Below are 26,064 nucleotides of genomic sequence, written 5' to 3'. Positions count from 1 at the left end.
CCACAGGCGCACGACTCCCATGACTCCACCCCTTCCGCGAAGACCCCGCTGGCGCAGCCTGGCCTTGCTGGCGCTTTGCCTGGCACCGCTGTTGTGGCCTCTGGAGCACTTGGCCGAGCGTTATTACCGCAGCGAACTGGCCGGGCAGAACCGCCAGACGCTGGACCTCTACGTCGCCAACCTGCTGGGCACCCTGCATCGCTACGAAGTGTTGCCGCAGATCCTCGGCGACCTGCCGGCCCTGCGCACCGCCATCGACGCACCTCACGTCAGCACCAACCTGGTCAACGCCAACCACCTGCTCAAGGACGTCGCCGCCCAGGCCGGGGTGGAAGTGATGTACCTGATGGACACCACCGGCAAGACCCTCGCCGCGTCCAATTGGGACAAACAGGACAGCTTCGTCGGGCGTAATTTTTCCTTCCGTCCCTACTTCAGCGAAGCCATGGCCGGGCGCCTGGGGCGATTCTTCGGGTTGGGCACCACCTCGGCCAAGCGCGGCTACTTCTTCGCAGCCGCCGTGCGCGATGGCGACACGATCATCGGCGTGCTGGTGGTCAAGGTCGACCTGGACCACACCGAAAGCCTGTGGGGCAATACACCCGAACAACTGCTGGTGACCGACCACAACGGCGTGGTGATCCTCACGTCGCGCCCGCAATGGCGATTCCGCGCCACTCGGCCGCTGACCGACGAAGAACGCCGCGCCATCATCGCCATCCAGCCTTACCCGACCCGCGACCCGCAGCCGCTGAACCTCAGCTCCACTGCCTGGGTGCGCCAGTCCACCGACATCGCCGAAACCGGCTGGAAGGTCGAAATTCTCGCCCCACGCACGTTAATCAGCCGCCCGGTGCGTACCGTGGTTGCGGTAGGGGGCGCCACCTTGCTGGTGCTGATGCTGTTGCTCGGCCTGATGATGCAGCGCCGTCGTCACTACCTGGAGCGCATTGCCTTCGAAGCCAAGGCCCGTCGCGAGCTGGAAATGCGCGTGATCGAACGGACCAGCGACCTCGAAGGCCTCAACCGACGCCTGAAACAGGAAGTGCTGGAGCGTGAACATGCCCAGCAGGAACTGGTGCGCGCCCAGGATGATTTGGTACAGGCCGGCAAGTTATCGGCGCTGGGCACCATGTCGGCGAGCATCAGCCACGAGCTTAACCAGCCGCTGGCCGCGATTCGCAGCTACGCGGAAAACGCCGGGATTTTGCTCGACCACGAGCGCACCGACGACGCCCGTGGCAACCTCAAGCTGATCAGCGAATTGACCGGACGCATGGCCTCGATCATCGCCCACTTGCGCGCCTTCGCCCGGCGCGACCGGCACGCGCCGGAGAGCGTGGCCCTGCAACCGGCGCTGGACGATGCGCTGGCGCTGCTGGCCAAACGGCGGCGGGCGATGGAAGTGGAGCTGATCCGCGACCTGCCCGAGGCAACCTTGTGGGTGGCCGCCGGGGAAACCCGCCTGCGCCAGGTGCTGGGCAACCTGTTGGCCAATGCCCTGGACGCCCTGACCGAAAAAGGCCCGCCGCGAAAACTCTGGTTGAGTGCCCAGACCACCGAACAGGGCGTCAACCTGTACATTCGCGACAACGGCCCGGGGTTCTGCATGGAAGCCCTCGGCCGCGCCAGCGAGCCCTTCTACACCACCAAGACCCGCACCCAGGGCCTGGGGCTGGGCCTGGCGATCTGCGACACCCTGATGCGCGCCTTTGGCGGTGAACTGTTGTTCGCCAATCACAAGGAAGGTGGCGCGCTGTTAACCTTGAAACTGCGCGCCGGAGCACCGGGTGTCAGTCTGCAACCGTCCGAGGACCGCAGTGTATGAGTATCGATAACCAGATTCAGGTGGTGTTGATCGACGATGATCCACACCTGCGTCAGGCCCTGTGCCAGACCCTGGACCTGGCCGGGCTGAAGGTCCTGACCCTCGGCGAAGCCCAGGGCCTGACGTCGCGCCTGTCCCGGGATTGGCCAGGGGTGGTGGTGAGCGACATTCGCATGCCCGGCATGGACGGCCTGGAACTGTTGAGGGAGCTTCATGCCCAGGACCCGGAGCTGCCGGTGCTGCTGATCACCGGCCACGGCGACGTGCCGCTGGCGGTGCAAGCCATGCGGACCGGCGCCTATGATTTCCTGGAAAAACCCTTCGCCAGCGACGCCCTGCTCGACAGCGTGCGCCGCGCCCTGGCCCTGCGCCGCCTGGTGCTGGACAACCGCAGCCTGCGCCTGGCCCTCAGTGACCGCCAGCAATTGAGCACGCGCCTGGTGGGGCACTCACCGCAGATGCTGCGCCTGCGCGAGCAGATCGGCGCGCTGGCGGCGACCAAGGCAGATGTGCTGATTCTCGGCGAGACCGGCGCTGGCAAAGAGGTGGTGGCGCGTGCGCTGCACGACCTGTCGAACCGCCGCAGCGGCCCGTTCGTGGCGATCAACGCCGGGGCGTTGGCCGAGTCGGTGGTGGAAAGCGAGTTGTTCGGGCATGAGCCGGGAGCCTTTACCGGCGCCCAGAAGCGGCGCATCGGCAAGTTCGAATTCGCCAACGGCGGCACGCTGTTTCTGGATGAAATCGAAAGCATGAGCCTGGATGTGCAGGTCAAACTGCTACGGCTGTTGCAGGAGCGCGTGGTGGAACGTCTGGGGGGCAATCAGTTGATCCCGCTGGATATCCGCATCATCGCCGCCACCAAGGAAGACCTGCGCCAGTCCGCCGACCAGGGGCGCTTCCGGGCCGACTTGTATTACCGCCTCAACGTCGCGCCGCTGCGCATTCCGCCACTGCGCGAGCGGGGCGAGGATGCGCTGATGCTGTTCCAGCACTTTGCCGACGAAGCCAGCACCCGCCACGGGCTACCCATGAAAGAGCTGCAACCGGGGCAACGCGCGCTGCTGTTGCGTCACAGCTGGCCGGGCAATGTGCGCGAGCTGCAAAACGCCGCAGAGCGTTTCGCCCTGGGCCTTGAGTTGGCGCTGGACAGCACCCCGGACAACCCTTCGGCCGGCGTCCTGACCAGCACGCCCGGCGGGTTGAGCGAACAGGTCGAGCAGTTTGAAAAAAGCCTGATCGCCGCCGAACTGGCACGCAGCCACAACTCCATGCGCAGCCTCGCCGAAGCCCTGGGCGTACCGCGCAAGACTCTGCACGACAAACTGCGCAAGCACGGGCTGAATTTCGCCGACAGCGGCAACAGTCACGCTGACGACGAATGACCCTTTTCCCCCTGCCACGAGGCCACCATGAGTCGCGATAGCCGTTACCTGGAATCGATCCTTCACCACGACATTCCCCTGACCCGGGAAATGGGCCTCAAGGTGCTCGACTGGCAGGACCGGCAACTGCAACTGCGCTTGCCGCTGGACGCCAACATCAACCACAAGAGCACCATGTTTGGCGGCAGCCTGTATTGCGGCGCCGTACTGGCGGGCTGGGGTTGGCTGCATTTGCAGTTGCGCGAGGAAGGAATCGAAGACGGGCACATCGTGATTCAGGAAGGGCAGATCAGTTATCCGCTGCCGGTGACCACGGATGCGACGGCGGTGTGCCAGGCACCTGATGAAAAGGTGTGGAAGCGGTTTTTGGCCACCTACAAGCGTTACGGCCGGGCGCGCTTGGCGTTGGAGACGTGGATCGTCAACGAGGGCAGTGAAGAGCGGGCCGTGGCCTTTACCGGGCAGTACGTCCTGCACCGCTAGAAGCCATTACCCATAACCACTGTGGGAGCTGGCTTGCCTGCGATAACGTACTGTCAGTCGATATTTTTGTTGGCTGGCCCACCGCTATCGCAGGCAAGCCAGCTCCCACAATTGATCGGTGTTTGGTTTAAGACTGGGCCAGGGTCAGCAACCGCTCACGCCACTCGGCCTTGGCTGGCAACGCCAGGAAAAACGGATTCAACAGCGACTCCCGCGCCGGGTAACTGAACGGCTGCCCATCCAGTTCAAGCACTTCACCGCCCGCCCCTTCCAGCACGCCTTGTGCCGCAGCGGTATCCCACTGCGAGGTCGGCGCCAGGCGCGGGTAGCAGTCGGCGCTGCCTTCGGCCAGCAGGCAAAACTTCAACGAACTGCCGATATTTGCCAGCTTCAATTCGCCCAATCCCACGCTCAAACCGGCCAGTAAACGCTCCTGCTCGGGGCTGCTGTGCCGACGGCTGGCAACCACGGTAAACGCCTCACCCGCTGCGGGCGTCTGGCGCACCTGAATCTGTTTGGGCGGCTCACTCACATCGGAGCGCCAGGCGCCCAGGCCGGCACCACCGAAGTAGCACCGACCACTGGTAGGCATCGATACCACGCCGAACACCACGCGGCCCTGTTCGATCAAGGCGATGTTGACGGTGAACTCCTCGCTGCCGGAGATGAACTCCTTGGTGCCATCCAGCGGGTCCACCAGCCACCAGCGCTGCCAGCCAGCGCGCACACTTTGGTCGATATCGGCGTCTTCTTCCGACAGCACCGGAATGCTCGGGTCCAGGGCCGTAAGCCCGGCGAGGATCAGATGGTGGGCGGCGAGGTCAGCGGCGGTGACCGGTGAATCATCGGTCTTGGTGGTCACGGCCACGTCGGCACGCCAATACGGCAGGATGACCTCGCCGGCCTGGCGGGCCAATTCAATCACGGGGGCAATAAACGGGTGACCCAGGAACAGTTCGCTCATGGCTGGAACGCTCCACGCTGGGTCAACAGGTCGCGTACCAGATACAGCGCCGCCAAGGCGCGGCCCTCGCTGAACTGCTCGTTCTGCGCCAACTGCGAAAGCTCCCGCAGGTTCACCCGGTCAACGCGCATCGGCTCCGGCTCATCGCCTTCCAGGCGCTCTTCGTACAGTTCGGTGGCCAGTACCACCTGGATTTTCTGGCTCATGTAGCCGGGGGACAGCGACAGTTCGGTGATGTGTTCCAACTGGCGGGCGCCAAAACCGGCTTCTTCCTTGAGCTCCCGGTCTGCCGCTGCCAACACGTCTTCACCCGGCTCGATCAGGCCCTTGGGCAATGACAGTTCGTACTCGTCGGTGCCGCCGCAATACTCTTCGATCAACAGCGCATGGTCCGAGTCGATCATCGCCACGATCATGACCGCGCCATAACCGGCTCCCCTGCCCACCAGGCGTTCGTAGGTCCGCTCCACGCCATTGGAAAAGCGCAATTGCAACTCCTCCACGCGGAACAAACGGCTACTGGCGACTATTTCGCGGGCGAGGACGGTGGGTTTCTGGCGCATAAGCGGCTCCTTGGCGTGATCGGGTTACTATACCGTGGCTTTTCCGATTGTCTGTGTCGGATATCTTTTCTTACATGAGTGTTCTTTATGCCTCCACTGCCCTGGCACGCCATCGACACCGTCCTGCTGGACATGGACGGCACCTTGCTCGACCTGCACTTCGACAACCACTTCTGGATGGAGCACCTGCCCCAGCGCTACGCCGAACTGCATGGCGTGAGCCGGGCCATGGCCGAAATGGAGTTGCAGCCGCTGTTTGAGCGTAACGCCGGACAGTTGCAATGGTATTGCCTGGATTTCTGGAGCGCCGAACTCAAGATCCCGGTACGTGAACTCAAGTTGGAAACCGCTCACCTGATCGCCTTGCGCCCGGACGCCGATACCTTCCTGGCGGCAATCAAACAGGCCGGCAAGCGGGTGATCCTGATCACCAATGCCCATCGGGATTCGCTGTCGTTAAAGTTGGAGCGCATCGAACTGGCGCCTTATTTCGAGCGGTTGATCAGTTCCCATGACTACGGTTTCGCCAAGGAAAACCCGCAGTTCTGGGACGCCCTGCACGCCGACATCGCCTTCGACCCGGCCCGTAGCCTGTTTATCGATGACACCTTGCCGATCCTGCGCAGTGCCCGGGATTTTGGCGTAGGGCATTTGCTGGCCGTGAAAGAACCGGACAGCCGGAAGGGGCCTAAGGACACGGCGGAGTTTGCAGCAGTTGGGGATTACCGGGAATTGATCGTAGGTTTGTAATAACGCTGAAGATCCAATGTGGGAGCGGGCTTGCTCGCTCCCACATTTGGTCCGCGTATTACTCAGGAATACGCAGCGTCTGCCCTGGGTAGATTTTGTCCGGATGGGACAGCAGCGGCTTGTTGGCCTCGAAGATTTTGTTGTACTGGTTGGCGTTGCCATACACCGCCAGCGAAATCGCACTCAGGGTGTCGCCCTTTTTCACCACTACAAAGCGGGCTGCAGCGACAACTGGACCGGACACGGTGATCTGGTCATCAACACTCGCAACGCCAGCGATGTTGCCCAGCGCCAACAGGATTTTCTCTTTCTCTTCCTGGCTGGCGACTTCACCAGTCACGGTCACCTTGTCACCGTCAACGGTGGTTTGCACATTGGGGTTACCCAACCCGACCTTGGCCACGTGATCTTTCAACTGCTCGCTCGCGTTGGCATTACCCGGCGTCAACAGATCAATCAACTTCTCGCCTGCTTCCTTAACAAAACTGAAAATACTCATGGTGCGCTCTCCTTGGGATATGAATTCCAGATGCCAAAGACTAGACCAGTCCTACAGAATTGGGTTCCTGCCTGACCAAAGACCGGATAACTCCTACCGCTCCTGACCACAGACCCAAACGCGCTAGAATCCCCACTTGGACAACGCACTGGAGCGAAGATGGACATCAAGCAGCTGAAATTCCTCATCGCCCTCGACGAAACCCGTCACTTCGGCCAGGCCGCTGCACGCTGCCATATCACCCAGCCGACCCTGTCGATGCGCCTGCGCAGCCTGGAAGAAGAGCTTGATCTTCCGCTGGTCAATCGTGGCCAGCGCTTCGAAGGCTTTACCGCTCCGGGTGAACGCGTGTTGGCCTGGGCACGCACGGTGCTGGCGGCGTACGACGGTCTGCAGGCCGAAGCGGCGGCCTGTCGCGGCAACCTGGTGGGTACGTTGCGCCTGGGTGTGGTGCCGTTGTCGAGCTTCGATCCGCTGGCATTGATGCAGAAACTGCATAAAGAGCACCCGAGCCTGCGCTTCGAGTTGTCAGCCCTGAGTTCCGAGCAAATCCTCGAACAACTGGCGAGCAACCGCCTGGACCTCGGCGTGTCGTACCTCGAACGCCTGGACGCCGAGCGTTTCGACTCCCTGGCCCTGGGCGAAACCCGCATGGGTCTGCTGTACGACCAACGGTTCTTCAGCTTCGGTGACAAGCCCCTGAGCTGGGAAGCGCTGATCGAACTGCCCTTGGGCATGCTCACCAGCGGCATGCACTTTCGCCAGTCCATCGACCACAATTTCCACAGCCGCGGCCTCAACCCGCAGCCGCTGTTGCAGACCGATGCCGTCCATCAATTGTTACAAGCCGTGCACGGCGGCCTGTGCTGCGCGGTGATGCCGCTGCACGGCGGCCTCGATGCGCTCACCGAGCACCTGCGCCTGCAACCCATTGAAGACGCTCACACTCTGGCCCGCCTGGGGCTGATCATGCGTCGCAGCGCACCGCGTTCTGCGTTGGCAGAAGCCTGTTTTGCGCTGTATCAGAAATCGCTGCCGGCGCCTTGATCGACGTCATCTATCGGTAGATCAGTACTGACGATTAGACGCGACCCTTTGTCGCGCCTAGTCTTACAGCTGAATACTCCCGGTGGTAATGCCCAATGAACGCCCAGCGCCCAGTTTGCGCGGCGCCCGCCCTCGAAACGCCCGCGCCCGCCGCCAGCCAGAGCTACCAGTTTTGTAATCTCGAACACACCGAATCGGCCAGCACCGCGCTCGCCGAAGAAGTGGCGTTGGCGATTGCCTACAACGACATCAGCCAGGCGGTGATGCTGGTGACGCCGACCGACCTTGAAGATTTTATTGTCGGCTTCAGCGTCGGTAGCGGCATTATCGAAGACGTTAGCGACATTTATGACCTGAAAATCAGCGGGTCGGGCTCGACCCAATACGCGCAGGTGCAGATCTCCAGCCGTGCCTTCTGGAACATGAAACAGCAGCGCCGGCAATTGGCGGGCACCAGCGGCTGTGGCCTGTGCGGCGTAGAAGCGGTGGAACAGGCGCTGCCCAACCTCAAGGTGCTGCCCGGCGCGCCCCTGCCGCCCGCCGAATGGCTGGAGGGCCTGCGCCAGCGCATCAGCGCGTTCCAGCCCTTGGGCCAATACAGCGGCGCGGTGCATGCGGCGGTGTTCATGAACAACCAGGGTGAATTGCTGCTGGGCCGCGAAGACATCGGCCGGCATAACGCCCTCGATAAACTGATCGGCGCGCTGATCCGCCAAAAGATTCCGACCGACGGCGGCCTGGCGATTGTCACCAGTCGCTGCAGCCTCGAACTGATCCAGAAAGTATTGCGCGCAGGCATCCAGACCCTGGTCAGCCTTTCGTCGCCCACCGGCCTGGCCCTGCAATGGGCCCGCCGGCACAACCTCAATCTCATCCACCTGCCGCAGAAAAGTGCGCCGCGGGTCTATAGCCCTGCGATGGAGAATCAAGCGTGAGCACTCATCATCAAGCCGACGACAAACCCACCCCGCGCTACAAGCCCTACAAAGGCCCGGCCGGTGGCTGGGGCGCACTGATCAGCGTGGCGCAAGCCTGGCTGACCAGTGACAACGCGCTGAAAAACATCCGCATGATGCTCAAGACCAACCAGAACGGCGGCTTCGACTGCCCGGGCTGCGCCTGGGGCGACTCGCCGGAAAGCGGCATGGTCAAGTTCTGCGAGAACGGCGCCAAGGCGGTCAACTGGGAAGCCACCAAGCGTCGGGTCGACGCGGCATTCTTCGCCAAGCACAGCGTCAGCGCGCTGCTGGAGCAGAGCGACTATTGGCTTGAGTATCAGGGCCGCCTGACCGAGCCAATGAGCTACGACGCCGAAACCGACCGTTACAAGCCCATCAGTTGGGAGTCGGCGTTCGACCTGATCGGCAAGCACCTCAATGCACTGCCAAATCCGGACATGGCCGAGTTCTATACCTCGGGCCGGGCCAGCAACGAGGCGGCTTATCTGTATCAACTGTTCGTGCGCTCCTACGGCACCAACAACTTCCCGGACTGCTCGAACATGTGCCACGAAGCCAGCGGCGTGGCCCTGGCGCAAAGCGTCGGCGTGGGCAAAGGCACCGTGACCTTCGATGACTTCGAACATGCGGACGCGATTTTTGTCTGGGGCCAGAACCCGGGCACCAACCACCCACGGATGCTCGAACCGCTGCGCGAAGCGGTAAAACGTGGCGCCCAGGTGGTGTGCATCAACCCGCTGAAAGAGCGTGGGCTGGAGCGCTTCCAGCACCCGCAACACCCGCTGGAAATGCTCACCAACGGCGACAAGCCGACCAACACCGCCTACTTCCGCCCGGCACTGGGTGGCGACATGGCCATTCTGCGCGGCATGGCGAAATTCCTGCTGCTGTGGGAACGCCAGGCCCAGGCCGAAGGCAAAGAGGCCGTGTTCGACCACGACTTCCTCAATGAACACACCGCCAACGTGCTGGATTACCTGGGCAAGATCGACGACACCTCCTGGGATGAAATCGTCGAACAGTCCGGCCTGACCCTGGTGGAGATCGAGCAAGCGGCGCGCATGTACGCCAAAGGCAAGAACGTGATCATGTGCTGGGCGATGGGCATCACCCAGCACCGCCACTCGGTGCCGACCATCCAGGAAATCGCCAACCTGATGCTGCTGCGCGGCAATATCGGACGCCCAGGCGCCGGCCTGTGCCCGGTGCGTGGCCACAGTAACGTGCAGGGCGACCGCACCATGGGCATCAACGAACGGCCACCGGTGGCGTTCCTTGATTCCCTGGAGCGTCGCTTCCAGTTCCAGGTACCGCGAGACAACGGTCATAACGTGGTGGAAGCAATCCACGCCATGCTCGAAGGCCGCTCCAAAGTGTTTATCGGCCTGGGCGGCAACTTCGCCCAAGCCACGCCGGACAGCCCGCGCACCTTTGAAGCGCTGCGCAATTGCGACCTGACCGTGCAGATCAGCACCAAGCTCAACCGCAGCCACCTGATGCACGGCAAAGACGCATTGATCCTGCCGTGCCTGGGCCGTACCGACATCGACATACAGGCCGAAGGCCCGCAAGCGGTGACCGTGGAAGACTCGTTCAGCATGGTCCACGCCTCCAATGGGCAACTGCAGCCGCTGTCGAAGCAGATGAAATCCGAGCCTGCGATTCTCGCTGGCATTGCCGCCGCAACCCTGGGCAGCAAGCCGGTGGACTGGAACTGGCTGGTGGCCGATTACGACCGCATTCGCGACCTGATCGCCGACACCATTCCGGGCTTCAAGGACTTCAACGAACGCCTGAAAAACCCGGGCGGTTTCTACCTGGGCAACTCCGCCGGCGCACGTCGCTGGAATACCCCGTCGGGCCGCGCCAACTTCCGCCCGAACATCCTGCCCAAGGATCTGGTGCACGAACGCACCCGCAACACCGGGCAACTGCCGGATCTGATCATGCAGTCGATGCGCTCCCACGATCAGTACAACACCACCATCTATGGCCTGGACGACCGCTATCGCGGGGTCAAGGGCCAACGGGATGTGTTGTTCGTCAATGAAGCCGACATCATCCGCCTGGGCTTCAAGCCGGGGCAGAAGGCCGACATCGTGTCGATCTGGGATGACGGCCGTGAGCGTCGGGTGAAGGGCTTTACCTTGCTGGCGTTTGATATTCCGGCCGGGCAAGCTGCGGCGTATTACCCGGAAGTGAACCCGCTGGTGCCGCTGGAAAGCACCGGGGATGGCAGCCATACCCCAACGTCGAAATTCGTGGCGATTCGCCTGGAAGCAGCGAGTGCGACCGGCTTGATCATGGCGAAATCGGCCTAAGCGACACCTCGCCACAGGCAGCACCCGAGTTTTTCACGGGCACAAAAAAGGCCGCTTTTGCATAAAAGCGGCCGTTCCGAAGTAACTAAAGACTCGCAAAAACGACTTAAGTTCCCGATAAAAAACAACAACTTATAGAATTGTATACAACCCATACCACTGGTCGGGTTTCGATTGTTTCCGCCTCGATACAACCTCAGGATCGCGCCGTCATCCTCTTGAGGTTCCTCTATGAAGTTCTCCTCGATTCTCTTGTTGTCCCTTGGCCTGGTCAGTGGCGCAGCCATGGCCGGTGGCACCACCGAAGCCGGTGTGGGCGGCGCATTGGGCGGGGTTTTAGGTTCGGTCGTAGGTCAGCAGTTGGGCGGTAACACCGGTTCGGCCATCGGTGCAGCCCTCGGCGGCGCCGGCGGCAGTGCGGTCGGCGCAGACAAGCGCAGCCGTGGCGAAGCGGCCATTGGCGGCGCATTGGGCGCGGCCGGCGGCAACGTGGTGGGCCGCAGTGTCGGCGGCAGCACCGGCAGCCTGATCGGCGCAGCAGCCGGCGGCGGCGCCGGTGGCGCGCTGGGCAACTACATGGGCAACAAGAGCGATGACGACGACCGTCGTTACCGCGGGCGCGACGACCGCCGCTATGATCGCGATGACCATCGCGGGCGCGGGCATGCTTATGGGCATCGCAAGAACAAGCATCACTATCGCCACCGCTAAGACTGGAAATACCTTCCGGATAACGCAGCAAAATAGTGTGGGAGCTGGCTAGCCTGCGATGCAGTCGCCTCGGTGTATCAGCCAAATCGCGGCGATGCTATCGCAGGCAAGCCAGCTCCCACATAAGCGGCGTTAAGCCACCAAGCGCTGCAAGGCACCTCGCAGCGCTTCTGGAATCGTTACCGGCTGGTTCGACGCCCGGTCCACGAACACATGCACAAACCTCCCCGCAGCACAGGCGTCCTCTTCGCCAGCCTTGAACACCGCCAGCTCATACTGCACCGAACTGTTGCCCAACTTGCCCACCCGCAGGCCGATCTCGATGCGGTCCGGAAAGGCAATCGACGCGAAGTAATCGCACGCCGAACTCACCACAAAACCCACCACCTCGCCGTCATGAATATCCAATCCGCCCTCCTCGATCAGGTAGGTATTTACCGCCGTGTCGAAGAAGCTGTAGTAGGTGACGTTATTCACATGGCCATACACATCGTTGTCGTGCCAGCGCGTGATGATCGGCTGGAAGTGACGGTAGTCGGCGCGCTGCGGCATTGAGTCAGACATGGGCAAATCTCGGGTCAGTGAATTTACAAGTCGTCCAAATGAGCTTCAGCCCATTCCCGCACTTCGGCATAGGGATATTCCTCAAGCGCAGCGAAGCCTGGAATGCTCTTCGCCTTGAGCTTGGTAAACAACGGCACGCTGATCCCGCCCAGGAACCGTGTCAAGCGCTCCGCGCCCGGCAAGTGGCCGTTGTACTCATGATGCCTGTGGATAAATTCACCGCACAGCGCCTGGAAGTTTTTATCCACAAGCGGCGGCAAGCTCGGCGGCGCTGGCAAGTGTGCAACGTTACCGTGGCACACCGAACAATGCCCGCATTGCCGGGGCGCGTTTTCATCGCCGAAATAGTGCGCCAGGCGGTAACCCAGGCACTCCTCTGTGGCGAACAGATCCAGCATGGCGTGAATCCGCGCCACCTCTGTCACCTCGTGCTGCTTGAAGCCTGTGTATAACTCCGTGCTCAGCGCGTGTGGATCGAAGTCGGTATTCAGCAGGCCGTAAACCTCGGTCATCTGCTTGCTTTCCATCTCGATCAGGCCCTGTTCCTGGAAGTAATCCAGGGCCTTCACCACCCGATTGCGCTCGGCCTGATGCTGCTGATAAAGCGCGTCGAAATCCACCGTCGCCCAGGTTTTTGCCCGTTTGCAGACCTGGATAATTGCCGCGACAAACTGCTGCCGCTCGCCGGAAAAACGTGCCAGCAGTGCTTCAGGCTCAATCAGGTACTTGAAGCGGTATTCGGCGTAAAACGCATAGCGCGGCGCGATCACGCCCTTGAGCTCAAGCTGCACCAGCAAGGTCTTCAGCGGCAGCTCGCGGATGTTGCTGTGGTCCGAAAGAGAGCGGAGTAGAAACTCCCACTGCCCTTCAGCACGGGCCGCCTGTATCTCCTCAAGGACGCGGCGAATGCCTTCCTGCTCCGGCGTGTCGCCGTACACAAAGTTTTCCAGGATATTGAGGCTGTCACGGTTAGCCAAGACCAGACAATCAGACGGCTGCCCATCACGTCCGGCACGACCGATTTCCTGGCTGTAATTCTCGATGGATTTGGGCAGGTCGAAGTGCACCACGTTGCGAATGTCGCTTTTGTCGATGCCCATGCCAAAGGCAATCGTGGCGACAATGCAATTGGACTGGCCGCCCATGAATCGCCGCTGAATGCCCTCACGCTTATCGTTGGGCAACCCTGCGTGGTAAGCCTCGGCCTGGATGCCGTTGCGATTCAGATGCTCGGCAATCTGTTCGGCGGTTTTCTGCAGGGTGACGTAGACGATACTCGGCTGATTGGCCCGCTCTTTCATCCAGGCCACCAGGCGTCGACGCTTGTCCTGGCCGGCGACGGGCTCTACCAGCAGGTTGAGGTTGGCGCGGTAAAAGCCCGTGGTGATCACATCGTCCGGCGCAATGGCGAACTTGGCCTGCATGTCGGCGATCACCTTGGGCGTGGCCGTGGCGGTCAACAGCAGCGCCTGGGGGATGCGGAACTGGCGTTGGTAGTCCGGCAGCTTCAGGTAATCCGGGCGAAAGTTGTGGCCCCATTCGGAAATACAGTGAGCCTCGTCCACCACCAGCAGCGAGATCGGCACGCTTTGCAGGAAATTGCGGAAGCGCTCGTTCTTCAAGCGCTCCACGGAAACCATCAGGATCTTCAGCTCGCCCGAACGCGCCCGGGCCATGACGTCATTGGCGTCATCCCGGCTCTGGGCCGAATCGATGCTGCCAGCAGAAATACCGTGGCGCTGCAAGAAACCCAACTGGTCCTGCATCAACGCCAGCAACGGCGACACCACCAGCGTCAGATGCGGCAGCAACACAGCGGAAAGTTGATAGCACAGGGACTTGCCGGAACCGGTGGGGAAAATCGCCGCCGCCGAACGGCCGGCCAGCACGGCGCTGATCGCCGCCTCCTGACCCAAACGAAACTGTGGATAACCAAAGACCTGTTGGAGGGTGTTGTGCATAAGCTGTCACTCCATTGACCGCTGAACGAGCCCAAAACATAGACCAGCGCATTCAGCGAATCGAGAAAGGTCGCAAGTTAAAAAGAGTCAGGATGATACACAGCCTGGGCAATGGAGTAGGCACCAGTAGGAAACGTTCCAACCTCGCGCAGGACGCATCTCGAAACCCATTGCGCTACAATCAAGCTTCGCACCGAGAGGACGCTGGCATGGCCGAACTGACGTTTGAGCAAAAACAGGATCACTACGACAAGATCCGCCGATCCAACTACCTGGCCAGCCTGCGCCTGGAAGGGTTCGACACCCAGCCCGCCGACGTCGACAAGCCCCTGCCGACCCGCGAAGCCGTCCTCGCCAAGTACCGCAATACCCCACGCTGATGCTCGACAAATACGGCGTGGGCCAGGACCCGTACTGCTACCCCGGTAGCAGCGTCCTGCGTAACCGCCTGGATTTGTTCGACGAAGAGCGCCTGCACCAGGCCGAGCGGGAACTGTCTGAAATTGCCGTAGGCAGCCTGCCACTGTTTCCCCCACCCTACGACCTTGAACGCCTGCAACACATCCACCGCACCCTGTTCGGAGACATCTACGACTGGGCCGGCGAACTGCGTACGGTCAACATCCAGAAAGGCGACACACTGTTCTGCACACCAGAGCGTATCCCGCCCGAAGCCGCAAAGATCATCCAGCACATGGCGCAGGCCAACTGGTTTGTCGGCGTTACCCAGGCCGAGTTGGTGACACAGATCGCCGAGGCTTATGGCGACCTCAACGTGATCCACCCGTTTCGCGAAGGGAACGGCCGGGCGCAGCGGATTCTGTTCGAGCAGATCATCGTGAATGCCGGGTTTTCAGTGAACTGGTGGCTGGTGAAGAACGCAGCGTGGATACCAGCGAACATTGATGCGGTGGCGTGTGATTACCGGGGGTTGGAGGCGATTTTCGAACGGTGCATCAGCACCCCGCGCTAACATCGATCGCTTCCTACGCTCCGCATGGGAACGATCAGTTGACCTGTCTCGCCCATGACGTCGCGACATTCCAGAAATGCAGGCAGCATCCGTAAGAAATCCCCTCACACCCCGCGCTACTCTTCCCAAAATGCTTTCGACCAATCTCTCGCATCTCGTAGACCCACCACCGCCTGACCGAAACTAGCCTCTCTCCAACTGGCTCGGCAGAACCCTCTTGAACCTCGAAAGGACTCAACACATCGGCCACTACGGCGTCACCTTCACGGTGGTCCGCTTCAGCGTAGTACCTGGTAATCGACACACCTTGGCCAACATATGCCTGTCAGACGCGGGAGACTTCGCGAATGACGTTCACTACCGACTGACGGAGCTCTACGAAAAGATGCTGGCCGGCGACCTGCCTTGCAAGATGACAATAGCGATTTCCAAGCCGCTGACACGACCGCACGCTGATTTGCTCAATGAGCGCGGTAGCATCATTGCCTTGTTGATCGGTGGGGCTCTCGCTGCCCCCATCCATCCTTTTTCCAGATCAGCAGCTCGCATGATTGGGACCGCAGTGGGCCTGATCACAAACAGTGTCGATCGAAGCTATCACGCTGGCGACGTGGTCATTGGAATGGATGCCCAGGTCGAAGGCGGGATTGGCCCTCAGCACTCACTGTCTGCCATGGTCATACCGTTCCAAGGAGGGTGACCCTATGATCGACTATCTCCAATGGGTCGTCCTTCCCATTGCCTTGTTCTTGATAGCCCTGGCACTGTTCATCACACGAAATAAATTCCGCCTGAAACGTAACCATCCACCTCACCCACTCCGACGTGCCCCCACCATGAACCTGGCCCCCACTTCCCCGAAGACACCGCCATGCAGCAACTCCTGCAACTGCTGCACGACGAAATCGGCTTGCCCAACCACAAAACCATCCGCCTCGAAACCTCAATCAACCTGGACCTGGGCTGCGACGGCACCGAGGCCAAGCAATTCATGGAGGCGCTGGAACAGGATTTCGCCGTCGACTTGAACGACTACGACGCTTATCGTTACTTCCAGCCTCCGGTCTTCGATGTGTTCCTGAAACGCCGAGCCAAAGGTCGTGGCGATAAAATCCCGCTGACCATCGGTATGCTCTACCTGGCTATCAAGACTCAGCGCTGGGACACCCAAACCCTGGAAAATCTCAGCTGAAGAGTGGGAGCCGGGCTTGCCCGCGATGTGGCCAGGACAGCCGACACACCTATAAGCCGATACACCGCAGCCCTAAAAAAAAATAACAAGGACCTTACATGGACGTACTAATGGGCCTGCTGGCCGCCCTGCTCTGGGGCGGCACGGACTTCCTCGTGGGCCTCAACGCCCGAGCCGTCGGCGTAAAACGCGCGGTGTACTTCGGCCAGGCCTTGGGCTTCCTGATCATGACCCTGCTGCTGCTCATATTCCCGACCTTCCTCGTCAAATCCCTCGCGGCGCCTTTGAGTGTGTGGCTCCTGGGCGCCGCAGCAGCCCTGCTGACCGTCTCCGGCGCCCTTGCGCTGTCCAAGGCTTTCTCGCTGGGCAAAGCGGCCATTGTCGCGCCGCTGGTGACGTCCTACGGCGTGGTGACTACTTTGCTGTCATGGGCCAGCGGCGAACATATCAGTCTGATCCAACTCGGCTGCATCGCCCTCTGCGTGATTGGCGTGATCCTGTCCAGCATTCACAAGGACAATGGCGTCCCTCACAACAGCTCCAGCCGCTCAATCGCCTACGCAATGCTCGCAGCGTTGCTCTACGGCACAAGCTTTTGGGTACAAGGCCGCTACACCCTGCCGACGCTTGGCCCGGTCACGATGCTTTGGCTGGGCTATCTGGTAGGCCTGTGCGTGCTGGTGTTGATGGTGCTCAAAATCAAAGACGGCCTGAAAATCCCGCCGCTTAAAAACTGCGCAACGCTGACCGGCGCGAGCCTGATGAACCTCGGCGGGTTCTCGGCATTCTCTTGGGGGACGATGGCGGGGTCGGTTTCCGTGGTGACGGTGATCAGTACCTTATCGGGCGGGATCGCGGCGATTCTGGGGTTTGTGTTTTTCAAGGAGCGACTGTCAGCGGTGCAAGTAACCGGGGTCGTGCTGGTGTTGGTCGGAGCCGTGGTTTTGCACCTCGTCGACTGATTCTTCGCCTACAAAAAAGCCGCCCACAAGGGGCGGCTTTTTCACAACGGCCGAATCTTACAGCTTCGGACCCGCAGCCTTGATCGCATCGCTCACTTCAAACTTCTTGAAGTTCTCGATGAACAGGCCCGCCAGCGCTTTCGCGGCTTCGTCGTAAGCAGCCTTGTCAGCCCAGGTGTTACGTGGGTTCAACAGGCCAGTCTCGACGCCCGGTACTGCCAACGGCACGTCCAGGTTGATGGTGTCCAGGTGCTCGGTCTCGGCACCGATCAACGCGCCGCTCTGGATCGCTGCAATCACGCCACGGGTGGTCGGGATGTTGAAGCGCTTGCCAACGCCGTAGCCGCCGCCGGTCCAGCCGGTGTTGACCAGGTAGACCTTGGAGCCGAAGCCGCGCACGCGCTTGATCAGCAGTTCTGCGTATTCACCGGCCGGACGCGGGAAGAATGGCGCGCCGAAGCAGGTGGAAAAGGTCGACTTGATGCCGCCGCCCGAGCCCATTTCGGTCGAGCCCACCAGTGCGGTGTAACCGGACAGGAAGTGGTAGGCCGCTTGTTCTTCGCTGAGGATCGACACGGGCGGCAGTACGCCGGTCAGGTCGCAGGTCAGGAAGATCACAGCGTTTGGCTCGCCACCGAGGTTTTTCTCGGAGCGCTTGGCCACGTGCTCCAGCGGGTAGGCGGCGCGGCTGTTCTGGGTCAGGCTGACGTTGGTGTAGTCGGCGTGCTTGGTATCGTCGATCACCACGTTTTCGAGCACGGTGCCGTGCTTGATGGCTTTCCAGATAACCGGCTCGTTCTTCTCGGACAGGTCGATGCACTTGGCATAGCAACCGCCTTCGATGTTGAACACCACGCCCTCGCCCCAACCGTGTTCGTCGTCACCGATCAGGTAACGGCTTTCGTCGGCGGACAGGGTGGTTTTACCGGTGCCCGACAGGCCGAAGAACAGGGTCACGTCGCCAGCTTCGCCGATGTTGGCGGCGCAGTGCATCGGCAGTACGTCGGAAGCCGGCAGCAGGAAGTTCTGCACCGAGAACATGGCTTTTTTCATTTCACCGGCGTAACGCATGCCGGCGATCAGGACTTTTTTCTGGGCGAAATTGAGGATCACGCAACCGTCGGAGTTGGTGCCGTCACGCTCTGGCACGCATTCGAAGTTGGCCACGTTGAGCACTTGCCACTCTTCACGACCGGCCGGGTTGTACTGGGCCGGGTTGATGAACAGGCAACGACCGAACAGGTTCTGCCAGGCAGTCTGGGTGGTCATTTTCACGGCCAGGTAGTGGTCTTCTGCAGCCCCTACGTGAACGTGGGAAACGAAATGCTCTTGCGCGTTGTTGAATGCCTCGACGCGAGCCCACAGGGCATCGAACTTGTCGGCCGGGAACTTGCGGTTGATCGGGCCCCAGGCAATGGCAGCCTGGGTGGAAGGCTCTTCAACGATGAAGCGGTCGACTGGCGAACGGCCGGTACGATGACCGGTTTCTACGACCAGCGCTCCAGTATCGGCAAGCACGCCTTCACCGCGCTGCAGGGCTTCTTTGACCAGATCGTCAACACTCAGGTCAGTGTATACGGCGTTATTGGCTTGCGTCATGAGGTTCCCCGTCGGCCTATGGCCGAGTGCTCCAAACGTTTTGTAGTAGAAAGTTGCGCACTACTACCGCGAAAAAAGTGGGCCGGATTATGCCAGAAAAGCCCAAAAAGAGTAGGGCCCTCCGGTCAGAACGGCGGAAATCCGGCGTTTGTCAGGTGATTTACCTGTGCTTAAACGTTTTAGTGGCGGGTGCCTGAAGGGGTGTCTACGCCTGCGCCGGCGAATAATTGAGCAATATCGGCGGCGTCGAACAGGTAGCGCTGGTTGCAGAACTGGCAGTCGATCTCGATGTTGCCACCGTGTTCTACCACCAGGTCCTGCGCATCTTCCAGGCCCAGGCTGACCAGGGCAGTGGCCGAGCGCTCGCGGGAGCAGCTGCAATGGAAGCGCAGGGATTGCACGTCGAACAGGCGCACGGCCTCTTCGTGGTAAAGGCGGTGCAGGATGGTTTCGTTGTCCAGGCCCAACAGCTCTTCGGCTTTCAAGGTGCCGGCCAGGGCGGTGATGTGTGCCCAGCTGTCGGCGCGGTCTTCTTCATCCTTGATGCGGTCGGCCGGCAGTTGTTGCAGCAGCAGGCCACGGGCGCGATGGCCGTCGGCGTTGAGCCAGAAGCGGGTGCCCACTTGCTGGGACATCACGAAATAGTTGGTGAAGCAGTCGGACAGGGTTTCGCCGTCGAGGTCGACGATGCCCTGGTAACGCTGGCCTACGGTCGGGTCGACGGTCAACGCCAGCACGCCGTCCGGCATCAGGTCGGCCAGGGTCGCGTCAGGGGCAATGCGGTCGGCGTCGTAACGGGCCAGGCCACGGATTTCGCGCTCGCTGGAGCACTCGATCATCAGCAGCGGGATCGGGCCTTCGGAGCGCGCTTGCAGGATCAGCAGGCCATCGAACTTCAGGGTGCCCACCAGCAGCGAGGCAGCCGCCATCAGCTCGCCGAGCAATTGCGCGACCGGCTCCGGATAGGGGTGCTTGGCAAGGACTTCGGCATAGCTGCGCTCCAGCGCGACCAGTTCGCCGCGGGCGTCGCTGTCGTCGAAGATGAAGCGTTGGGTGAAGTCGGTATCCGGTAGATCAGTCATAGGTCTGGGTATCTGAATTGATGACAAAAAGATGACAACGTTTATAGAATTACACGCTTTAGCACCATTTTGGTGCGGCCTTCTACGGGAAAACGAAGCGCTTTTAAAGCAAAGAGGAAACAGTTTATGAACAATCCGGGTTTGTTCCAAGCCAAGTGGAACCTCGGGCGATTGGCCCTGTGCAATTTACTCGCTCTGGGGCTGTTGTGTTTCTGGCTCTGGCCGGCGGGCCAAGCGCTGTGTGTGGTTTTCGACGAGTGGCTGTTTCATCTGCTCAACGACCCCTTGGCGAGCAGCCCGACGTGGCTGCATGTGTGGGCGGTGGCCAGTTTGCGGCCGTTTGACGCGGTGGTCGGGGTGATTCTGCTGACGCTGCTGATCCGCGGCGATTGGGTATTCAAGGCGATCGAAGTACGCCAGGCGTTTTTCGGGTTCCTGGGTACTCTGCTGCTGTTGCTGTTTATCCGCATGCTGTTTTCCAAGCTGGCGGCGCAGATGGGCTGGCAACACCATAGCCCGTCGATGGTGATCAGCGGGGCGATCCAGATGAGTGACTATTTCCCCGGCCTTGAAAAAACCTGGGAACTGAAGGACCGCTCCAGCCAGAGCTTCCCGGGGGATCATGCGTCAGTGTTGTTGATCTGGGGGATGTTCATGACCGTGTTTGCCAAGCGATTCGGGCAGGTCCTGGTGATCTGGGGGCTGGCATTGCTGTTCATGATGCCGCGGCTGGTAGCCGGCGCGCATTGGGGGCAAGACGATTACATCGGGGGCGTGTTGCTGGCGCTGTTGGCGTTGGGCTGGGGTTACTACACGCCGTTTGCGGCGAGGGTTTCGGGGTTTCTGTTGCGGGTGACGAGACCCGTGTTCGAGTGGTTTCAGCGGGTGCCGCTGGTTAATCGCTTGAGCGTCATTCGCAGCGCTTGACGGGATGTGGCAGGAGCCGGCCCGGCTCCTGCGGTTCGCCCGTTAATCATCATTGCCACTGCCGCGAAACTTGAACAGGTCACGTCGTTGTTTCTTGCTGGGCTTGCCATCGGTGGTCATGCCCAGGGAGCCCGCCTTGCGCATCGCCGCTGCGTTTTCGCGCTTGGCAATGCTGGCTTCGGTTTCGGTATACAACGCCTGCGCCTCGGGAGCGCCCCTGCGCACAATCGAGAGTGCCTGGACCACGACGGTTCGCTCATCAAAACCGGCACGAATCTGGAATTCGTCGCCAATGCGCGGCTCCTTGCCCGGCTTGCAACGCTCGCCGCGCCAATGCACCTTGCCACTTTCGATAGCCGCCTTGGCCAAGGCGCGCGTCTTGAAGAAGCGCGCCGCCCACAGCCACTTGTCCAAACGGACTTTTTCTTCCTCTTCCTGCTTCTGAGCCACTTGAATTCCTCGCTCTGAAAAATGTCGCAACTTTACCGTTGAAAGCCTTCAACGCATAAACCCTTGAGCTCACCTAAGATACGCCAGGTAGCATCCTGTTTTCGCGAGGTTAACGTGTGACCGACTTTCCCCTTTCACTCACCTCGCCCAAACAAGGCTGTGCGGGTTGCCAGCAAAGTGAACCGCTGGGCTTTGAGTTTGCCTTTGCGTATCAGCCTATCGTGGACCTGCGCGACCAGTCGGTCTTTGCCCATGAAGCCCTGGTGCGCGGCGTCAATGGCGAGGGCGCGCTGTCGGTGCTGGATCAGGTCAACGACAGCAATCGCTACCGTTTCGACCAGCAATGCCGCACCAAGGCGATCGCCACCGCCGCGACACTCAACATGCAGACGCACCTTTCAATCAACTTCATGCCCAATGCGGTCTATCGACCAGAACTGTGCATCCGAAGCACCCTGGAGGCGGCGCGCGCGCATAATTTTCCGTTGGATCGCCTGATTTTCGAGACACTGGAAAGCGAGCACGTAGATAACTATCGCCATTTGACGAATATTCTGCGTGAATACCGCGAATTCGGCTTCAAGACCGCCATCGACGATTTCGGGGCGGGCTATTCGGGGCTGAATCTGCTGGCCGATTTCCAACCTGACTTGATCAAACTCGACATGGCGCTGATCCGCGATGTCGACCGTGATCGTGTCCGTCAGGTGATCGTCCGGGGGATTGTCACAATCTGTGAGCAGTTGGGCGTTACTGTCATCGCCGAAGGCATCGAAAGTGCTGGCGAACGAGACTTTCTCGCCGACTGTGGAATATTTCTGATGCAGGGCTACTGGTTCGCCAAGCCTGCATTCAAAGCCTTGGCCAAGGTATCACCCGACGCCTGGGCGAATTAATTGCTGGTTATTCATATTGAAGACATTTGACCATTTGACCGTTGTGGGTCTGCGTGAGTGGGTGGCACTTCCCGACCTGGGAGTGGCCGGCCTGCGCGCAAAGATCGACACCGGCGCCAGTACCTCAAGCCTGCATGCCACCGAGATCGAGCCGTTTGAGCGCGACGGTGAAAAGTGGGTGCGCTTCACCGCGCACCTGGGCAGCGTGGTGCAACTGCGTCACCGGCGCTGTGAAGCGCCGCTGGTGGCGATGAAAACCATTAAAAGCTCCAACGGCCAGGCCCAGGTGCGGTATGTGATCAGCACCACCCTGGCCCTGGGCGATCGGGTGTGGCGTGTGGAATTCACCCTCGCCTGCCGCAAAGCCATGCGTTACCGCCTGTTGCTGGGTTCCAAGGCTCTGATTGACGGCCAGCTGGTGGTCAACCCCGGCCTCAAATACGTTCAAGACAAGCCGGTGTTCCCGGTCTCTACTACCTCTGCCACAGGTGTTGCATGAAGATCGCTGTGCTGTCGCGTAACCCGCGTCTGTATTCCACCCGTCGGCTGGTTGAGGCCGGCACCGAACGTGGCCATGAGATGGTGGTGATCGATACGTTGCGCGCCTATATGAACATTGCCAGTCATAAGCCGCAGATCCACTACCGGGGCAAACCGCTGGAAGGCTTCGATGCGGTGATCCCGCGCATCGGCGCTTCGGTGACGTTCTACGGCTGCGCAGTGTTGCGCCAGTTTGAAATGATGGGCGTTTTCCCCCTGAATGAGTCGGTGGCCATTGCCCGTTCGCGGGACAAGCTGCGCTCGTTGCAACTGCTGTCGCGCCGGGGTATTGGTTTGCCGGTGACCGGCTTCGCCCACTCACCGGACGACATTCCCGACCTGATCGAAATGGTCAACGGCGCACCGCTGGTGATCAAGGTGCTGGAAGGCACCCAGGGCATCGGCGTGGTGCTGTGCGAGACGGCGACGGCCGCCGAGTCGGTGATCGAGGCGTTCATGGGCCTCAAGCAGAACATCATGGTGCAGGAGTACATCAAGGAAGCCGGCGGTGCGGATATCCGCTGCTTCGTGGTGGGCGACAAGGTGATCGCCGCGATGAAGCGCCAGGCCAAGCCGGGAGAGTTTCGTTCCAACCTGCACCGTGGCGGTAGCGCCAGCCTGATCAAGATCACTCCGGAAGAACGCATGACGGCCCTGCGGGCAGCCAAGGTCATGGGGTTGAGTGTGGCGGGTGTGGATATCCTGCGCTCCAACCACGGGCCGCTGGTGATGGAGGTGAACTCGTCACCGGGCCTGGAAGGGATTGAGACCACCACCGGCAAGGATGTGGCGGGGATCATCATTCAGCATCTGGAGAAGAATGGTGGGCCGAATATGACGCGCACCAAAGGCAAGGGTTAAACCCCCTGTAGGAGCTGGCTTGCCTGCGCTACAGGCACCTCGGTTTTTCTGGCGAACCGTGGTGATGCCATCGCGGGCAAGCCCGGCTCCCACACAAGCCCGCTCCCACATATGCTTTTCGTTGCTGGCTAGACCGCGTCTCTAGGCAACATCAGCCCCAACGGCAAACGCACTCGTGCCTCCAGTCCGCCGTCCGGCCGGTTGCGCAACTCAACATTGCCGCCATGCATCGAAGCAATCCGCCGCACAATCGCCAGCCCCAGGCCGGTGCCCTTGCCACCCCGGGCACGGTCGCCACGGGTGAACGGGTTGAATATGCCCTCCAGCTCCGCCGGGTCAATACCGGCGCCCCGGTCCATCACACTCAGCACCACGTAAGGCGCGCTGGTATCCCCGGAAACATACGCCGCCACTTCCACATCGGAACCGGCGTGATGCAGGGCGTTGCCAATCAGGTTGTTCAGCAACCGCTTCATCGATACCCGGCGCAACGCAAACGGCTGGATCGGCTCCAACCGCATGCGAACCTGCTCGCCGTTCTGGTTGTAGGGCGCCACCACCTCACGGACCAGGTCCGTCAGGTCGACCTCTTCCACCACCTCGTCCCGACCGTCACGGATAAACGCCAGGAACTGGTCGAGGATCGCGTCCATGTCTTCGATATCGCGAACCATGTCGTCGGTCAGGTCGGTGTGGTTGCCCATCAATTCCAGCGACAGCCGCAAGCGCGTCAGCGGCGTGCGCAGGTCATGGGACACCCCTGCCAGCATCAGCTCGCGCTCGCGCCCCGCCTGTTCGACATCCTCGGCCATCTGGTTGAAGGCGCTGTACACCTCGGTCATTTCACTCGGCGTGTCGCTGATGGGTAGCCGCACACTGCGGCCCTGACCCAGCTGACGTGCAGCAAACACGAGGCGTTTGAGTGGTTGGTTGAGCTGGCGCACGAAAATCCAGGCGGACGCCGTTGAAAGCAGACCAATCGCCAGGAACCAGCCCAGCACGTTCCAGATCTTCTGCCCCCGCAAAGGATGCGGATACAGCGGCACCTTCAGCCAGTCCTCGCCCAGGCTCGGCGCCCGCACCCACAGCGCTGGCGACACATGCATGCGCAGCCGCACCTCGGTGTCTTCACCCAGTTCGGCCTGCATCTGGCGCTGATAGATTTCGCTGTAGGGCCAATGTTGCTCACCCTCGGGCACGCCTGCGCCCGCGACCCTAACCAGGGTGGCGGCCTTGGCGATCTTCTCGCGGTTCTCGGGGTCTGCGGCCCAATAGGCGCGCAAGGTCAAGGCGACACCGTGGCTGTACTGCCGGTCCACTAGCACGTCTTCGTTCATCAACAGATAAACCAGTGTCAGGGCCTTGGAAAACAGTACGACGATGAGCACCAGCCAAAGGGTGCGTGAGAAGAAACTCTGCGGGAACCACAACGGGGTTTTCATAAAAGACAGCTAGACACCTGGCAGGAGCGAGCGAGGCTCGCAGAATTGCAAACGCCGGGCAACCGGCTGACTCTTATCGAATCATCACCGGCAGGCCCGCTTCTGCAAATCATTGGTCACTTGGTTGCAGTGCCATCCGGCACAAACACGTAACCCACACCCCACACCGTCTGGATATAACGCGGCTTGGATGGATCAGGCTCGATCATCCGGCGCAGACGGGAAATCTGCACGTCGATGGAGCGCTCCAGGGCGTCCCACTCGCGGCCACGGGCCAGGTTCATCAGCTTGTCGCGGGTCAGCGGCTGGCGGGCGTTCATCACCAGTGCCTTGAGCACGGCGAATTCGCCGGTGGTCAGCATGTGCACTTCATCGCCACGCTTGAGCTCACGGGTGGCCAGCGACAGCTCGTAGTCACCGAAGGTCACGCTTTCGTCTTCGCTGCCGGGTGCGCCCGGTACCGGGGCGGCCTGGCGACGCAGTACGGCCTTGACCCGCGCCATCAGCTCATCCGGGTTGAACGGCTTGGCCAGGTAATCGTCGGCGCCCAGTTCCAGGCCCTTGATGCGGCTCAGCTCATCGCCCTTGGCGGTCAGCATGATGATCGGGATCTGATTGTTGGCGCCGCGCAGGCGTTTGCAGGCGGTCAGGCCGTCTTCGCCGGGCAGCATCAGGTCCAGGACCACCAGGTTAAAGACTTCACGTCCCAACAGGCGGTCCATCTGTTCGGTGTTTGGCACCGCGCGGGCACGATAGCCCTTGGAGTTGAAGAAGCGCTCCAGCAGGCTGCTCAGCCCCGGATCGTCATCAACGATGAGAATTTTTTCGCCTTCAGCAGTTTGTGCAGTGCTGCTCATTAGATGCTCCTCTTATCTCGGCGCGCATTATGGCGTAGCTGCCGTTATACGCACCGTGTGCATTGTTAGCAGATTTTTCCTCTACCGCCAGCGAACCCGCGCCTTACAACCTTGGCCGCAATCCCCCCAACGGCGGATCGCTGGTTATAATGCGGCGCCTTTGTGCAGGGCAACGTCCGTTCGTTACCGTTTACTGCCAGGGGATTTTTTTCACCCGCTTGTAGTGATTTTTTCGATTTCGAGGGTCAATA

27 protein-coding genes are annotated in these 26,064 nt (G+C 60.9%); 17 read left to right on the top strand and 10 right to left on the bottom strand.

Annotation, left to right across the window (positions count from 1 at the left end):
• The first annotated feature begins 19 nt into the window (after window positions 1-19).
• The 3 genes from JFV30_RS30400 to JFV30_RS30390 are packed head-to-tail and all read left to right on the top strand — an operon-like array spanning window position 20 to window position 3,693.
• Entirely contained in the window at window positions 20-1,828 is a 1,809-nt protein-coding gene (locus JFV30_RS30400) for a sensor histidine kinase (RefSeq protein ID WP_029615810.1), read from the top strand.
• On the top strand, window positions 1,825-3,210 hold the full coding sequence (locus tag JFV30_RS30395) for a sigma-54-dependent transcriptional regulator (protein ID WP_201125897.1): 1,386 nt from the start codon (window positions 1,825-1,827) through the stop codon (window positions 3,208-3,210). Before JFV30_RS30400 ends, JFV30_RS30395 begins: the two co-directional genes overlap by 4 nt.
• A gap of 27 nt (window positions 3,211-3,237) precedes the next feature.
• Window positions 3,238-3,693: a YiiD C-terminal domain-containing protein gene (locus JFV30_RS30390; RefSeq protein WP_177075932.1), complete on the top strand. Its 456-nt coding sequence runs from the start codon at window positions 3,238-3,240 to the stop codon at window positions 3,691-3,693.
• 127 nt (window positions 3,694-3,820) lie between these two features.
• Here the strand turns inward: JFV30_RS30390 and cysQ are convergent, their stop codons facing one another.
• Together cysQ and nudE are read right to left on the bottom strand one after the other, a co-directional pair.
• Window positions 3,821-4,657 (bottom strand): 3'(2'),5'-bisphosphate nucleotidase CysQ, encoded by an 837-nt coding sequence (gene cysQ / locus JFV30_RS30385; protein WP_201125896.1) that lies wholly within the window; start codon window positions 4,655-4,657, stop codon window positions 3,821-3,823.
• Window positions 4,654-5,220 (bottom strand): ADP compounds hydrolase NudE, encoded by a 567-nt coding sequence (gene nudE, locus JFV30_RS30380; RefSeq protein WP_201125895.1) that lies wholly within the window; start codon window positions 5,218-5,220, stop codon window positions 4,654-4,656. Before nudE ends, cysQ begins: the two co-directional genes overlap by 4 nt.
• 87 nt (window positions 5,221-5,307) lie before the next feature.
• Here nudE and yrfG point away from each other — a divergent pair, with 87 nt between their 5' ends.
• Entirely contained in the window at window positions 5,308-5,970 is a 663-nt protein-coding gene (gene yrfG, locus JFV30_RS30375) for a GMP/IMP nucleotidase (protein WP_010168969.1), read from the top strand.
• A 58-nt stretch (window positions 5,971-6,028) separates the two neighbouring features.
• Here yrfG and lysM read toward each other — a convergent pair whose 3' ends face one another.
• Entirely contained in the window at window positions 6,029-6,469 is a 441-nt protein-coding gene (gene lysM / locus JFV30_RS30370; protein WP_010168967.1) for a peptidoglycan-binding protein LysM, read from the bottom strand.
• A gap of 159 nt (window positions 6,470-6,628) precedes the next feature.
• Between lysM and JFV30_RS30365 the strand changes: the two genes are divergently transcribed.
• The 4 genes from JFV30_RS30365 (at window position 6,629) to JFV30_RS30350 (ending at window position 11,507) form a co-directional block, all read left to right on the top strand.
• Window positions 6,629-7,516, top strand: coding sequence for a LysR family transcriptional regulator (locus JFV30_RS30365; RefSeq protein ID WP_201125894.1), 888 nt, complete (start codon window positions 6,629-6,631; stop codon window positions 7,514-7,516).
• A gap of 95 nt (window positions 7,517-7,611) precedes the next feature.
• Window positions 7,612-8,451 (top strand): formate dehydrogenase accessory sulfurtransferase FdhD, encoded by an 840-nt coding sequence (gene fdhD / locus JFV30_RS30360; protein ID WP_201125893.1) that lies wholly within the window; start codon window positions 7,612-7,614, stop codon window positions 8,449-8,451.
• The gene (locus tag JFV30_RS30355) at window positions 8,448-10,796 is read left to right on the top strand and encodes an FdhF/YdeP family oxidoreductase (RefSeq protein ID WP_010168960.1); all 2,349 of its coding nucleotides are present in this window, start codon (window positions 8,448-8,450) and stop codon (window positions 10,794-10,796) included. The genes fdhD and JFV30_RS30355 overlap by 4 nt, the downstream gene beginning before the upstream one ends.
• A gap of 231 nt (window positions 10,797-11,027) precedes the next feature.
• Complete coding sequence (locus JFV30_RS30350; RefSeq protein WP_010168957.1) at window positions 11,028-11,507, top strand: glycine zipper domain-containing protein; 480 nt, start codon at window positions 11,028-11,030, stop codon at window positions 11,505-11,507.
• Window positions 11,508-11,639: 132 nt separating this feature from the next.
• On the opposite strand, the gene JFV30_RS30345 is transcribed toward JFV30_RS30350, so the two are convergent.
• Window positions 11,640-12,071 (bottom strand): acyl-CoA thioesterase, encoded by a 432-nt coding sequence (locus JFV30_RS30345; RefSeq protein WP_201125892.1) that lies wholly within the window; start codon window positions 12,069-12,071, stop codon window positions 11,640-11,642.
• 23 nt (window positions 12,072-12,094) lie between these two features.
• The gene (locus JFV30_RS30340; RefSeq protein WP_201125891.1) at window positions 12,095-14,032 is read right to left on the bottom strand and encodes a RecQ family ATP-dependent DNA helicase; all 1,938 of its coding nucleotides are present in this window, start codon (window positions 14,030-14,032) and stop codon (window positions 12,095-12,097) included.
• A 209-nt stretch (window positions 14,033-14,241) separates the two neighbouring features.
• On the opposite strand from JFV30_RS30340, the gene JFV30_RS30335 reads away from it, so the two are divergent.
• The 5 genes from JFV30_RS30335 to JFV30_RS30315 all read left to right on the top strand — a co-directional run bounded on the left by JFV30_RS30335 (window position 14,242) and on the right by JFV30_RS30315 (window position 17,159).
• On the top strand, window positions 14,242-14,412 hold the full coding sequence (locus JFV30_RS30335) for a YhfG family protein (RefSeq protein ID WP_003213201.1): 171 nt from the start codon (window positions 14,242-14,244) through the stop codon (window positions 14,410-14,412).
• The gene (locus JFV30_RS30330) at window positions 14,412-15,005 is read left to right on the top strand and encodes a putative adenosine monophosphate-protein transferase Fic (RefSeq protein WP_010168949.1); all 594 of its coding nucleotides are present in this window, start codon (window positions 14,412-14,414) and stop codon (window positions 15,003-15,005) included. Before JFV30_RS30335 ends, JFV30_RS30330 begins: the two co-directional genes overlap by 1 nt.
• Window positions 15,006-15,222: 217 nt before the next feature.
• Window positions 15,223-15,705 (top strand): hypothetical protein, encoded by a 483-nt coding sequence (locus tag JFV30_RS30325; RefSeq protein WP_201125890.1) that lies wholly within the window; start codon window positions 15,223-15,225, stop codon window positions 15,703-15,705.
• Window positions 15,706-15,876: 171 nt separating this feature from the next.
• The gene (locus JFV30_RS30320; RefSeq protein WP_201125889.1) at window positions 15,877-16,197 is read left to right on the top strand and encodes a DUF1493 family protein; all 321 of its coding nucleotides are present in this window, start codon (window positions 15,877-15,879) and stop codon (window positions 16,195-16,197) included.
• Between the two features lie 110 nt (window positions 16,198-16,307).
• Window positions 16,308-17,159: a DMT family transporter gene (locus JFV30_RS30315; RefSeq protein ID WP_201126260.1), complete on the top strand. Its 852-nt coding sequence runs from the start codon at window positions 16,308-16,310 to the stop codon at window positions 17,157-17,159.
• A gap of 57 nt (window positions 17,160-17,216) precedes the next feature.
• Here JFV30_RS30315 and JFV30_RS30310 read toward each other — a convergent pair whose 3' ends face one another.
• Window positions 17,217-18,758, bottom strand: coding sequence for a phosphoenolpyruvate carboxykinase (locus JFV30_RS30310; RefSeq protein ID WP_201125888.1), 1,542 nt, complete (start codon window positions 18,756-18,758; stop codon window positions 17,217-17,219).
• Between the two features lie 179 nt (window positions 18,759-18,937).
• Window positions 18,938-19,840: an Hsp33 family molecular chaperone HslO gene (hslO, locus tag JFV30_RS30305; protein WP_010168945.1), complete on the bottom strand. Its 903-nt coding sequence runs from the start codon at window positions 19,838-19,840 to the stop codon at window positions 18,938-18,940.
• Between the two features lie 126 nt (window positions 19,841-19,966).
• Between hslO and JFV30_RS30300 the strand changes: the two genes are divergently transcribed.
• A complete protein-coding gene (locus tag JFV30_RS30300) occupies window positions 19,967-20,767 on the top strand; it encodes a phosphatase PAP2 family protein (RefSeq protein WP_201125887.1) in 801 nt (266 codons plus the stop codon).
• A gap of 42 nt (window positions 20,768-20,809) precedes the next feature.
• On the opposite strand, the gene JFV30_RS30295 is transcribed toward JFV30_RS30300, so the two are convergent.
• Window positions 20,810-21,217 carry an RNA-binding S4 domain-containing protein gene (locus JFV30_RS30295; RefSeq protein WP_003213184.1) on the bottom strand — a complete coding sequence of 136 codons (408 nt, stop codon included), beginning with the start codon at window positions 21,215-21,217 and terminating at the stop codon, window positions 20,810-20,812.
• A gap of 116 nt (window positions 21,218-21,333) precedes the next feature.
• Here JFV30_RS30295 and rimA point away from each other — a divergent pair, with 116 nt between their 5' ends.
• From rimA to rimK, 3 genes are read left to right on the top strand one after another with little or no spacing between them, the layout of a single operon-like run.
• A complete protein-coding gene (rimA, locus tag JFV30_RS30290; RefSeq protein ID WP_010168940.1) occupies window positions 21,334-22,113 on the top strand; it encodes a S6 modification regulatory phosphodiesterase RimA in 780 nt (259 codons plus the stop codon).
• Between the two features lie 16 nt (window positions 22,114-22,129).
• On the top strand, window positions 22,130-22,612 hold the full coding sequence (gene rimB / locus JFV30_RS30285) for a retropepsin-like aspartic endopeptidase RimB (RefSeq protein WP_010168938.1): 483 nt from the start codon (window positions 22,130-22,132) through the stop codon (window positions 22,610-22,612).
• Window positions 22,609-23,514 carry a 30S ribosomal protein S6--L-glutamate ligase gene (rimK, locus tag JFV30_RS30280; protein WP_003187674.1) on the top strand — a complete coding sequence of 302 codons (906 nt, stop codon included), beginning with the start codon at window positions 22,609-22,611 and terminating at the stop codon, window positions 23,512-23,514. The genes rimB and rimK overlap by 4 nt, the downstream gene beginning before the upstream one ends.
• Window positions 23,515-23,642: 128 nt before the next feature.
• On the opposite strand, the gene JFV30_RS30275 is transcribed toward rimK, so the two are convergent.
• Window positions 23,643-24,956 (bottom strand): ATP-binding protein, encoded by a 1,314-nt coding sequence (locus JFV30_RS30275; protein WP_003213176.1) that lies wholly within the window; start codon window positions 24,954-24,956, stop codon window positions 23,643-23,645.
• 116 nt (window positions 24,957-25,072) lie between these two features.
• Complete coding sequence (ompR, locus tag JFV30_RS30270; protein ID WP_003213175.1) at window positions 25,073-25,813, bottom strand: osmolarity response regulator transcription factor OmpR; 741 nt, start codon at window positions 25,811-25,813, stop codon at window positions 25,073-25,075.
• Window positions 25,814-26,064: the final 251 nt, after the last annotated feature.

This window comes from Pseudomonas sp. TH32 (assembly GCF_016650855.1).
GTDB lineage: Bacteria > Pseudomonadota > Gammaproteobacteria > Pseudomonadales > Pseudomonadaceae > Aquipseudomonas.
The sequence above is the reverse complement of the archived record's forward strand: the minus strand, read 5'-3'. Positions and strand labels throughout refer to the sequence as shown.